We start from the raw sequence: 11,167 nt of genomic DNA, 5'->3' as shown, positions 1-11,167 counted from the left end.
ACGCTCGCCGCCACCGCCGTCGACGCGATCGGCCTCGACCTCGTGCGCGGGGCGATCCCGGGTTCCGCGGGAGCCGAGCTGTTCGACTGCACGAAGGACGCGCTGAAGACCAAGACCCTCGTCGGCGGCGTCATCGACGGCCACAACATCTGGCGCGGCGACCTCGCGGCGGCCTTCGCGAAGCTCGGCCTGCTGCGCGAGCTGAGCCCGCGCGTCGCGGTCTCGACGTCGACCTCGCTGCTGCACGTTCCCCACGACGTCGACGACGAGCCGCAGCTCGACGGGCGACTCGCGTCGTGGCTCGCCTTCGCCGATCAGAAGGTCGGGCAGGTGGCGACCCTCGCGAAGGGACTCGTCGAGGGGGCGTCCGCCATCGACGGTGCGCTGGCACAGGCATCCGCCGCCCTCTCCGATCGCTTCACCGCGCCGGGCGTGCGCGTGCCCGCCGTGCGCGACCGCCTTGCGGCGCTGACGCCGGCCGACTTCGCCCGCGCGCCCTACGAGGAGAGGTTCGCGGCGCAGCAGACGGCTCTCGGGCTGCCGGAGCTGCCGACGACCACGATCGGCTCGTTCCCGCAGACCGGCGAGATCCGCAGGGCGCGCGCCGCGCTCGCCAAGGGCGAGCTCGACGAGGCGGGCTACACGAGCGCCATGCGCGCCGAGATCAGCCGCGTCGTGTCGCTGCAGGAGGAGCTGGGCCTCGACGTGCTCGTGCACGGCGAACCCGAGCGCAACGACATGGTGCAGTACTTCGCGGAATCGCTCGACGGGTTCGCCGTCACGGTCAACGGCTGGGTGCAGTCCTACGGAAGCCGGTGCACGCGCCCGTCGATCCTCTGGGGCGACGTCTCGCGCCCGGCGCCCATGACCGTCGAGTGGTCGCGCTACGCCCAGAGCCTGACCTCCAAGCCGATGAAGGGCATGCTGACGGGGCCGGTCACGATCCTCGCCTGGTCGTTCGTCCGCGATGACCAGCCGCTGGCCGACACCGCGAACCAGGTCGCCCTCGCCCTGCGCGACGAGATCGCGGACCTCGAGCAGGCGGGCATCCGCATCGTGCAGGTCGACGAGCCCGCGCTGCGCGAGCTGCTGCCGCTCAAGCGCGCCGCGCAGCCCGCCTACCTCGACTGGTCGGTGTCGTCGTTCCGCCTCGCAACCGGCGGCGCGCACACCGCAACGCAGATCCACACGCACCTGTGCTACTCGGAGTTCGGCGTCGTGATCGACGCGATCCGGGCGCTCGACGCCGATGTGACCTCGATCGAGGCGGCGCGCAGCCGCATGGAGGTCGTGCACGACATCCGGCGCTCCGGCTTCGATCACGGGGTGGGTCCCGGGGTCTACGACATCCACTCGCCGCGGGTTCCGAGCGTCGCGGAGCTGACCGAGCTGCTGCGCACGGCGGCCGCCGCCGTGACCGGCGAGCACCAGCTGTGGGTGAACCCCGATTGCGGCCTCAAGACCCGCGGATATGACGAGACCGTTACGAGCTTGCGGAACATGGTTCAAGCCACTCGCGCCGTTCGGGAGCGTGCTGACAAGATCGCGGTGTGACTGACGCCGCGCCTGCCGACACCGACCTTCGAGAGCTCGCCGCCGCGTACGGGGTCCGCACCGACTACGACGACTGGCAGGGGCGCCACGTCGACGTCTCGGCTGGCACGCTGCGCGCGATCCTGACCGCGCTCGGCGCCGACCTCGCCGACGTGCGCGCGGCTCTCGAGTCCAGGCGGCTGGCGCCGTGGCGGCGGATGCTTCCGCCGGCCGTCGTCGTGAAGGAAGGCGACACCGCGCAGATCGCCGTGCACGTTCCGCATGGCGCGGGCGTCGAGGTGTGGGTCGAGCTCGAAGGCCGCGGCGGGCGGCGCGAGCTGCGCCAGCTCGACAACTGGAACGCCCCGCAGCTGATCGACGGGCAGCAGGTCGGCGAGGCGAGCTTCGAGCTTCCCGCCGATCTGCCGCTCGGCTACCACGCGCTGCGGGCGGCGTCGGGTGACCGCACCGCCGAGGCGAGACTTGCGGTCGCGCCGGCGCGCCTCGAGTTGCCCGGCCACCTCGCTGCATCGCCGGGCTGGGGGCTTGCGACGCAGCTCTACAGCGTGCACTCGGCGGGCTCGTGGGCGACCGGCGATCTGACCGACCTCACCGACCTCAGCGTGTGGGCCGCGACCGAGCACGGCGCCGACTTCGTGCTCGTGAACCCGCTGCACGCGGTCGCGCCCACCGAGCCGATGGCGCCGTCCCCGTATCTGCCGGTGACTCGTCTGTTCACGAATCCCCTCTACCTGCGCCCCGAGCGCGTCCCCGAGTGGCTCGGGCTCAAGCGGGGCGTGCGCAAGCAGCTCGAGGAGCAACGCGCCCAGCTCGCGAAGACGACGAAGAAGTCCGACACGGTCGAGCGCGACGCGGGCTGGCGTCTCAAGCGCGCCGCGCTCGAGGCCGTGCACGCGGTGGAGCGGACCCCGGGCCGTGACGCCTCGTACCGCTGGTTCGTGCGGCAGGGCGGGCGCAGCCTCGAAGACTACGCCCGCTGGTGCACCATCGCCGAGCGGCACGGAGGCGACTGGCGGCAGTGGCCCGCCGAGCTGCAGGACCCCGACGGGCAGGCCGTCGCCGACTTCGCCGCCGAGCACGAGTGGCGGGTCGACTTCCACCGCTGGCTGCAGTGGCTCGTCGGCGAGCAGCTGGATGGGGCGCAGGCGACCACGCGCCGCCACGGCATGGCGCTCGGCGTCATGCACGACCTCGCCGTGGGCGTCGACCCGGGGGGAGTCGATGCCTGGCGCCTGCAGAGCGTGTATGCCCGGGGGATGTCCGTCGGGGCGCCGCCGGATGCCTACAGCCAGACCGGCCAGAGTTGGTCGCAGCCGCCCTGGCGACCCGACGCGCTCGCCGAAGCCGGCTACGAGCCGTTCCGCGAGATCGTCGCCGGGGTGCTGGCCCACTCGGGCGGCGTGCGCATCGACCACGTCGCCGGCCTGTTCCGGCTGTGGTGGGTGCCCGAGGGGCGGCCCGCGACGGAGGGCACCTATGTGCACTACGACCACGAGGCGCTCGTCGGCATCCTGTGCCTCGAGGCCCACCGCGCGGGCGCGGTCGTCGTCGGCGAGGATGTCGGCGTCGTGGAGCAGTCGGCCAGGGACTACCTGGCGAGCCGCGGCGTGCTCGGCACCTCGATCCTGTGGTTCGAGCGCGACTACTTCGGCGACGGGCGGCCGCTCGCCCCCGAGCGCTGGCGCGAGCTCTGCCTCGGCTCGGTGACGACGCACGACCTGCCGCCGTCGCTCAGCTATCTCGCCGGCGACCACGTGCTGCTGCGCGAGAGGCTCGGGCTCCTCACCCGCTCGGTCGATGACGAGCTCGCCGAGAGCCGTGCCGAGCGCGAGCTGTGGCTCGAGACGCTGCGGGGCCGTGGGCTGCTGGCCTCGCAGGAATCCGGCACGCCGAACGAAGACGACGTGGTGCTCGCGCTGCACGAGTTCCTGGCGCAGACCCCGGCGCGCCTGCGCTGCCTCTCGCTGGCGGATGCCGTCGGCGACCGGCGCACGCAGAATCAGCCCGGCTCGGTCGACGAGTACCCCAACTGGCGCGTGCCGCTGACGGATGCCTCCGGCAAGCCCGTGCCGCTCGAGAAGGTGTTCACGTCCCCGCGTGCCGCGGCGCTGATCGCTGCGCTCGCCGGCCGCTGACCTTCGTCGAGCAGATGCGCGATCCGCTCCCTGCTGCGTCGCCCGACCGCTGAGTCGGCGAACCACGACAGCGCGAAGATTATGGCCATCAGCGCGAGCATCGTCCACCACATCCGATGCGTCTGAAGGGTGAAGTCTGATCCAATCTGCGAGCCGGCGCCGAGCCCGGTCAGGGTGCCTGCGACGGCGACTCCGAGCGATGTCCCCACCTGGCGTGCCGTCGAGGTCACGCCCGCGGCGGAGCCGGATTGCGACGGGGGCATCCCCGACACCGCCGTCGTCGTGATCGGCGCGTTGAGCAGCCCCTGGCCGATGCCGTAGACCAGGAAGACGGAAAGGATGAGGAGCATCGGGGTCGCGGGCGACAGGCGGGTCAGCATGATCGCGGCGAGGCCGAGCGCGCTCGAGCTGAGCATGAGAGGCAGCCGCGTGCCCCGCGTTCCGACCAGCCTGCCGGAGATGTTCGAGCAGACGATCTGGGCGATCGCCATCGGCAGCGTGTGCAGCCCGGCCTCGAACGCACTCAGGTGTCTGACCTCCTGAAGGTAGAGCGTGATCAGGAAGAGGAAGGCGCCGTTCGAGGCGTAGCCGGCGAGCGCGGTCAGCACCGCAGACGAGAACGGGATGCTGTGGAAGAACCGCAGGTCGATGAGTGGCTCGGCGCGACGGCGCTCCCAGACGATGAAGCCCGTGATCGCGACGACGAACAGCAGGAAGAGGGCGACCGTGACCGGGCTGGTCCAGCCCAGCTGAGGACCCTCGATGAGCCCGGCGATGAGGCCACCGAGCATGACGGCGACAAGCACCTGGCCGAGGGGATCGAGTCGGCGCCGCCGACCGGAGCGCGACTCCGGAACGAACAGGAAGGTCAAGACGATCGCCGCGACTCCGATCGGGATGTTTATCCAGAAGATCCCGCGCCACCCCACCGAGTCGGTGAGCGCACCACCCACCAACGGCCCGATCGCCATGGAGACGCCGACGACCGCGGACCAGACGCCGACGGCGCGGGCGCGTCGAGCGGGATCCGTGAAGGTGGCCGTGATGATCGACATCGCGACGGGGTTCAGCATGGAGCCGCCAAGCGCCTGCATGATGCGGAAGGCGATCAGCCAGCCGACGCCGGGCGCGACGCTGCAGAGCAACGAGCCCGCCGTGAAGATCGCGAGACCGAGCTGGAAAGTGCTGCGGCGCCCGATGCGATCGGCCGTCGAGCCCGACAGGATCAGGAAGCTGGCGAGCACCAGGGTGTATGCGTCGATGGTCCATTGCAGCCCGGCCACCGAAGACCCGAAGTCTCGGCGGATCGAGGGCAAGGCAACATTCACCGCCATCGAGTCCATCGACACGACGAGCAGGCTCATGCAGCAGATGCCGAGGATCAGGTAGCTGTGCCGATAGCGGGCGCCAGGCGCGGTCTCACTCATGAGTGCCTCCGGCCCTCAGTGAGTGAGGAAGACGTCCTGGAACCGCTTCACCGCGGCGATGGTCGCGGCCTTCTCATCAGCAGTGGGTGCAGCGGGGTCCGCGGCAACCGGCAGGGATCCGAACTTCATGAGGCTGGCCATCAGCAGGAGGCGCGCCTTGATCGACGTCAGGTTCGAGCCCGCGATGGTGAAGGGAGTCTCGTCGGCGAATCCTTCGGGCGTGCCGCGCCCGACCCGCGCAACAGGGATGCCGCTGAAGACGGCACGTTGCAGCAGAGCCTCAGAGGCCTTGGAAGGGAGGCGCCCGTAGGGCACGAGACCCTCGATCACGATGCCGGCCAGACGACCGAGCCCCAGCTTCTGGTCGATCACGGCCTGCACGATGGGCAGCTCATCGGGGCCGGTTCCGTACTCCTCGTCGAAGTAGCCGCCCTCTTTCACGATCGAGACCGACGGAATGGCATCCTCGGTGATCCTCCCGTCCGCGTCCTTGATCGCGACGGTCACGAGCTCGAGCCCGGCCGTCGTCCGCGTGACGGCCTGCACCTCTGACGGCAGCCGCGTGGTGTTCAGCTCGGAGAGGTACGTGTGCTTGTAAGCCGGCAGGTAGGTGAGCGAGATCGCCCCGGTGTGGCTCGTCTGGCCCAGGATGCCGCCGTGGCCGCCCGTCGCGCGGTAGTTGCCCGGGCGCGCGTCGCTCTTGTACACCTCTCGGGCGGCGAAGTACTGCTGCTCTTCGATCACGACGACGCCACAGCGGTTCCGGCCCTCGGCGTCCGCCCACGCGCGCGACTGGATGAACGCGACGGAGTCGACGATGTTCTTCGGCCCGTCGTTGCTGATCATGCCCTGCGGGCGCTGCGCGGCGTTGCCGCAGATCGGCACGGTCGTGTCGATGAGCAGGCTGAACCAGTAGGCGGTCTCCTCGATCTGCGGGCTGCCCTGCGTCCAGATGAGGCCGTCGTACTCGCCGCTCGACGCGATCGCCTGTGCGTCGTTCGTGATCTTCGCGAGCGCCGGGCGCGGGGGCACCGTCGACAGGTGAGCGGGCTTGTAGCCGTTGAAGTGGATGCCGCGCTGCTCGGGCGCGACGTCTCCCGTCCCGACGTCGGTGCGCTCCTGTGCGGGCAGGCCCTTGGTGTAGCCGGCCGGCGGGGCCACGCGATAGAAGTCGACGTCGGCGCGTGAGGAGATCGGGCTCGCTGTCCCGTCGTCGCCGATACCGAGCCGGTCGATCTCCTCGAAGCTGCGGGAGCCGTCAGGGAAGAAACCCTGCCGCGCCGCGGCGGCAGGGCCGAGGGCGACTGCCATCTCCTCCTCCCACGGCGACCCGTCCGCCTGCACCGCCATGTACGGCAGCGGATAGAGGCCGTCTGCGGGGTCGAGTGTGATCGCGTACACAGCGCGATCGGCTTCGGTCATCGGGCTCTCGCGGAAGACGCCGTCGGGTCCGATGTACCCATCGGGGGCGCCGTAGAGCTCCGCGGCATCCTTCTCCAACGGGTGGGCGGAGAACTGCTCGACATAGACCGTGGCCGGCGCCGCCAGCCGCTGCGCACGGAGCGCGTCGAACTTGAGTGGAACCCCTGTCTCGTCCGTCAGGAGAGGGAGACCGTGTCGTGCCCGAGCCTTGTTGGACGTGACCAGAGGCGGCGTGTTCTGGATGGTCGCCGTCGGGCCGCTCAGATGGGCGATCCTGACGCGCTTCGATTCGGTCACGGAGTGCTCCCTTGCGTGTCTCGTTGGAGTGGACGAGGACCACGCTGGTTGCAGCCGGTTTCATCGGAATCTCTTCTCGATTGCCCGGCCGTAACTTGTGTCAGAGCCGTTGACGGTTACATGTTCGCGGCGGGCGCCGTCAATTGGCGTTCGCGTTCGCAATCGCCTGGCGCAGGCGGTAGGCGCGCACCTTGTCTCGGTTCTGACAGCGCGGACTGCAGAATCGCCGGGTGCCGCTGCGGGTGTCGTCGAAGAAGACGCGGTCGCAGCGAACCGCCGCGCATCGTGAGATGTACTGTGTCGCGCCCGACGAGACCCATGAGGCGAGCGCCGCGCCGCAGCCCACCTGCCAGCCCTCGACGGCGCTCGCGCTGTGGTCCTGATAGTGCAGGGACCAGGGCGGCGTGCTCGAGAGGTGCAACTGCGCCGGGAACTCGGCAAGAAGAGCATTGATCTTCGGCACGGCGGTCGGCAGATCGTCATCTGCGAGGTCGAGCAGCAGCTCGTGGAGGCGGCCGGCGAGGCCGAGCAGTCGCTCCGCTTCGTCTTCTGTGAACGGGACCTGCTTGCGATAGAAGTGCTCGCACACCGCGTTGGCGGTGGACACCGTCTCAGCCGGGTCGGCGGGCGGGGTGAAGCGCACGCCGTTGGAGTAGCCCGGCGCGAGCAGGTTCGTCAGAGCGATCGCCGCCATCACGAGCTGATCGCGATGCGAGCCGCTCGGCCGCGTCATCATCCCCTTGAGCACCATGCCGCAACGATAGCGGCCGCGCGGCCGATGTAACCGTCTAAGGTCCGCACACAAGTTACGGACGGGCAACCGAGAAGAGATTCGGGCGAAACGGCGCGCGGAGACGGTAGTAGACATCGACCCGCCTACCCCCGGAGGCCGCAATGACCATCGCACCGCCAGCCCCCTCGCGCAGCGGGAGGGCAGAACTCACGATCGACGGCGTCTCGCGCGAGTTCCCCTCGAACTCAGGCGCCGCAGCGACGATCGCCCTCGACAATGCCTCTTTCACCGTGAGGCCGGGGGAGTTCCTGTCGATCATCGGCCCCAGCGGCTGCGGCAAGAGCACCCTGTTCAACATCATCGCGGGGCTCGACCTGCCGAGTTCGGGCAAGGTCGAGATCAACGGCGAGACGATCATCGGCCAGCAGGGCCACGTCGGGTATCTGCTGCAGAAGGACCTTCTGCTGCCGTGGCGCAGCATCCTCAACAACGTCATCATCGGGATGGAGATCTCGGGCGTCCCGAAGAGGAAGGCGCGCGAGATCGCTCTGCCGTTCCTCGAGGCCTACGGGCTCGGGGACTTCGCCGACCATCGCCCCGACCAGCTCTCCGGAGGCATGCGCCAGCGCGCCGCTCTGCTGCGCACCGTGCTCTTCAATCGCGACGTCATCCTGCTCGACGAGCCGTTCGGCAAGCTCGACGCGCAGACGCGGGCCACCATGCAGGAGTGGCTGCTCGACCTGTGGGACGACTTCCAGAAGACGGTGGTGTTCGTCACCCACGACATCGATGAAGCCGTCTACCTCTCCGACCGCGTCATCGTCATGTCGCCTCGCCCAGGGCGCATCGTCGCGGACATCCCGATCGCACTCGAGCGCCCGCGGAAGCCGGCTGTCGTGACCAGCGATGAATTCATCGCCTACAAGACCCGCATTCTCACGCTGCTGCACGGCATCGAGTCCACCGAACCCCAGGAGGCCTGAACATGACTGCAATCGTGTCGCCACCCCGCGTCGGAGCGATGGACTCCCTCGCGGACCTGCCGAAGCGGACTGCGCGCCGCCGCCGAGGTGAGCTGTTCCCCGCCGAGCCGGCGAACTGGAAGATCGCCGTGACGGTGGTCGCCATCGTCGTCGGCATCGTGCTCGCGTGGGAACTGCTCGCTGACGTCGGCGTCGTCAATGTCTTCTTCTGGTCGAAGCCCAGCATGATCTGGCGGTCGTTCATGACGAACATCACGAAGGGCTCGATGATCGCGGACATCCGCTTCACCTTCACGTCGACGATCCTCGGCTTCGTCATCGGCGTTCTGGGCGGCGCCATGGTCGGCCTCTCATTCTGGTGGTCGCGCTTCTACGCGCGGGTCGCCGAGCCGCTGCTCATCGCTCTCGAGGCGATGCCGAAGCTCGCGCTCGCGCCGATGATCGTGCTCGCGCTGGGGATCGGCCTGTCCTCGAAGGTCGCGATGGCTACCGCGATCGTCATCATCATCCAGATCCTGAACGCGCACACCGCCGTCAGGCACGTCGACCGCGACGAGCAGACGCTGCTCTACTCGCTGGGCGCGAGTCGTTGGCAGGTGTTCGCCAAGGTGGTCGTCCCCGCCACGCTGCCGCACATCATCGCGAGCTTCCGCGTTGCGATCGGCCTTGCACTCACGGGCGCGATCGTCGGCGAGTACGTGGGATCGCAGAACGGCCTCGGAAAGATGATCCAGCTGGCCGCGTCGACCTTCGACATCTCGCTCATCTGGGTCGGCGTGTTCACGCTCGCCGTCATGGCGTTCCTGCTCTATGTCGTCGTCGGCGTCATCGAGCGGGTGCTCATCCGGCTGATCCGGGGCTGATCCGCGCCCTCACTCGACAGACAGCAACGCACCGCAGACAGCAACGCACCGAATTCTTACGAGGAGACTCCTGTGAAGAAACAGCTTTTCGCCATCGCCGGCGTGCTCGCCGCAATGGCCGTCGCGCTTTCCGGATGCTCCGGATCGGCGTCGGCGACGTCGTCCGGCGGCACCACCAAGATGGTCATCGCCGAGCCCGTGCACGGCATCGGCTACCTGCCTCTCTACGCCGCCATCGACCAGGGCTACTTCTCGAAGGAGGGCCTGGACGTGCAGACGACGACATTGACCGGCGGCGCGCACGTGAACGCGGTGCTCAGCAACAACGCGTGGGGGTTCATCGGCGGCATCGAGTCGGCTGCCATCGCGAACGCGAAGGGCGCGCAGCTCGAGGCTGTCGCCGGAGTCGTCGACCGCGCCAACGTGTACTGGGTGGCGCGCAAGGGAGTCTCGATCGACCCGGACGACATCGCGGGCTCCCTCAAGGGCCTGCGGATCGCGGCGAGCCGCCACGGCGGCTCCGTCGAGATCGACACCCTCTATGAGCTGAAGCAGCTGGGACTGGACCCGAGCAAGGACGTCAAGATCATCAACAACGACGTCAGCGGATCCGAGCTCTCGCTGCTCAAGTCCGGCCAGGCCGACATCGCGGCGACCAGCGAACCCGTGCTGGGCCAGGGCGTCTCACAGGGCGTGTGGGGCGAGCCGTTCGTCAGCCTGCCCGAGGCGCTGGGCAAGTTCGCCTACTCCGACATCGTCACTTCGAAGGCCAACGTCAAGAAGGACCCGGAGGCCGTGAGGAAGTTCGTCAAGGCGCTCTCCGAAGGCATGGACTACGTCATCTCGAACCACGACGGCGCCGAGAAGATCGCAGAGAAGGAGTTTCCGAACATGCAGCCAGCGGTCATCACGTCGACGCTCGACCGCACGTACAAGGACAAGTTCTGGGACGGCGTCGACATCACGGATGCCGCGCTGAAGGTGGACCTCACCGTCGCACGAGAGGCCGGCCTGCTCGAGGACAGCTCGAACCCCGCGACGGCGAAGAACATCCTCGATCTCTCGTTCATCCCCAAGTCCAAGTGAAAGCGAGCCCACCGATGTCCGACATCCCCTTCCGCTACGACCCGGCCCACACGGCCCTCGTCGTCGTCGACGTTCAGAACGACTTCTGCAGCCCTGACGGCTCTCTCGGCAAGATCGGCAACGACGTCTCGGCCGCGGTCGCCATGGTGCCGCGCCTGCAGAAGCTCATCGACGCCGCCCGCGCGGCCCGGATTCCGGTGATCTTCATCCAGACCCTGCACGATGAGACCAACGACAGCCCGCAGTGGCTCAACCGCCATGGCGAGCCGGGCAAGAAGCGATCGAGCATCACGTGCCGCACCGGATCATGGGGCGCAGAGTTCTATGAGGTGGCGCCGCGGCCGGGCGAGATCGTGGTGAACAAGTACCGCTACTCCGCCTTCGCCGGCACAAACCTGCAGATCGTCCTCAAGACGCTCGGCGTCGAATCGCTGCTGTTCACCGGGGTCGCCACCGAGGTCTGCGTCGAGTCCAGCCTGCGAGACGGTCTCTTCGCCGAGTACTACGTCTCGCTCGTCGAGGACTGCGCCGCCAGCTACGACGCGGACGCGCACGCGGCCTCCGTGCGCGGCGTCGAGCGCAACTTCGGCACGGTGATCACGAGCGGGTACCTCGAGACCCTGTGGGCCTCGCAGGCGAATCTCGCCGAAGCGGCGGCCTGAGCGCA

At 68.8% G+C, this 11,167-nt stretch carries 8 protein-coding genes and 1 pseudogene; 6 read left to right on the top strand and 3 right to left on the bottom strand.

The annotated features are described in order from the left end of the window. Together metE and malQ are read left to right on the top strand one after the other, a co-directional pair. A partial coding sequence (gene metE / locus ACM2XV_RS01635) for a 5-methyltetrahydropteroyltriglutamate--homocysteine S-methyltransferase (RefSeq protein WP_487025768.1) occupies positions 1-1,554 on the top strand: 1,554 nt, incomplete at its 5' end. Continuing rightward, entirely contained in the window at positions 1,551-3,689 is a 2,139-nt protein-coding gene (gene malQ, locus ACM2XV_RS01630) for a 4-alpha-glucanotransferase (protein ID WP_344773406.1), read from the top strand. The genes metE and malQ, both read left to right, overlap by 4 nt. Positions 3,690-3,871: 182 nt before the next feature. Here the strand turns inward: malQ and ACM2XV_RS01625 are convergent. From ACM2XV_RS01625 to ACM2XV_RS01615, 3 genes and pseudogenes are all read right to left on the bottom strand, one after another. Further along, positions 3,872-5,053 (bottom strand): annotated as a pseudogene (locus ACM2XV_RS01625) (DHA2 family efflux MFS transporter permease subunit); the annotation flags it as partial. A 78-nt stretch (positions 5,054-5,131) separates the two neighbouring features. Next, complete coding sequence (locus ACM2XV_RS01620) at positions 5,132-6,835, bottom strand: asparaginase domain-containing protein (protein ID WP_344773408.1); 1,704 nt, start codon at positions 6,833-6,835, stop codon at positions 5,132-5,134. 139 nt (positions 6,836-6,974) lie between these two features. After that, entirely contained in the window at positions 6,975-7,703 is a 729-nt protein-coding gene (locus ACM2XV_RS01615; protein ID WP_344773410.1) for a CGNR zinc finger domain-containing protein, read from the bottom strand. 26 nt (positions 7,704-7,729) lie between these two features. Between ACM2XV_RS01615 and ACM2XV_RS01610 the strand changes: the two genes are divergently transcribed. The 4 genes from ACM2XV_RS01610 to ACM2XV_RS01595 all read left to right on the top strand — a co-directional run bounded on the left by ACM2XV_RS01610 (position 7,730) and on the right by ACM2XV_RS01595 (position 11,162). After that, complete coding sequence (locus ACM2XV_RS01610; RefSeq protein WP_344773412.1) at positions 7,730-8,551, top strand: ABC transporter ATP-binding protein; 822 nt, start codon at positions 7,730-7,732, stop codon at positions 8,549-8,551. 2 nt (positions 8,552-8,553) lie between these two features. Then, positions 8,554-9,414, top strand: a complete 861-nt coding sequence (locus ACM2XV_RS01605) for an ABC transporter permease (RefSeq protein ID WP_344773414.1) — start codon at positions 8,554-8,556, stop codon at positions 9,412-9,414. 72 nt (positions 9,415-9,486) lie between these two features. After that, positions 9,487-10,500 (top strand): ABC transporter substrate-binding protein, encoded by a 1,014-nt coding sequence (locus ACM2XV_RS01600; protein ID WP_344773416.1) that lies wholly within the window; start codon positions 9,487-9,489, stop codon positions 10,498-10,500. 14 nt (positions 10,501-10,514) lie between these two features. Then, positions 10,515-11,162 carry a cysteine hydrolase family protein gene (locus ACM2XV_RS01595; protein ID WP_344773418.1) on the top strand — a complete coding sequence of 216 codons (648 nt, stop codon included), beginning with the start codon at positions 10,515-10,517 and terminating at the stop codon, positions 11,160-11,162. The last annotated feature ends 5 nt before the right edge of the window (positions 11,163-11,167 follow it).

Source organism: Gryllotalpicola sp. CP2-P1 (assembly GCF_057512245.1).
Note: the sequence above shows the minus strand (reverse complement) of the source record. Positions and strands in the feature narration are given on the sequence as shown.

What these genes read in the sequence shown, in the direction of transcription:
- ACM2XV_RS01610 (WP_344773412.1), top strand. Translation starts at nt 7,730, where the DNA reads ATGACCATCGCACCGCCAGCCCCCTCGCGCAGCGGGAGGGCAGAACTC.
- ACM2XV_RS01615 (WP_344773410.1), bottom strand. Translation starts at nt 7,703, where the DNA reads ATGTCTACTACCGTCTCCGCGCGCCGTTTCGCCCGAATCTCTTCTCGG.
- ACM2XV_RS01595 (WP_344773418.1), top strand. Translation starts at nt 10,515, where the DNA reads ATGTCCGACATCCCCTTCCGCTACGACCCGGCCCACACGGCCCTCGTC.
- ACM2XV_RS01605 (WP_344773414.1), top strand. Translation starts at nt 8,554, where the DNA reads ATGACTGCAATCGTGTCGCCACCCCGCGTCGGAGCGATGGACTCCCTC.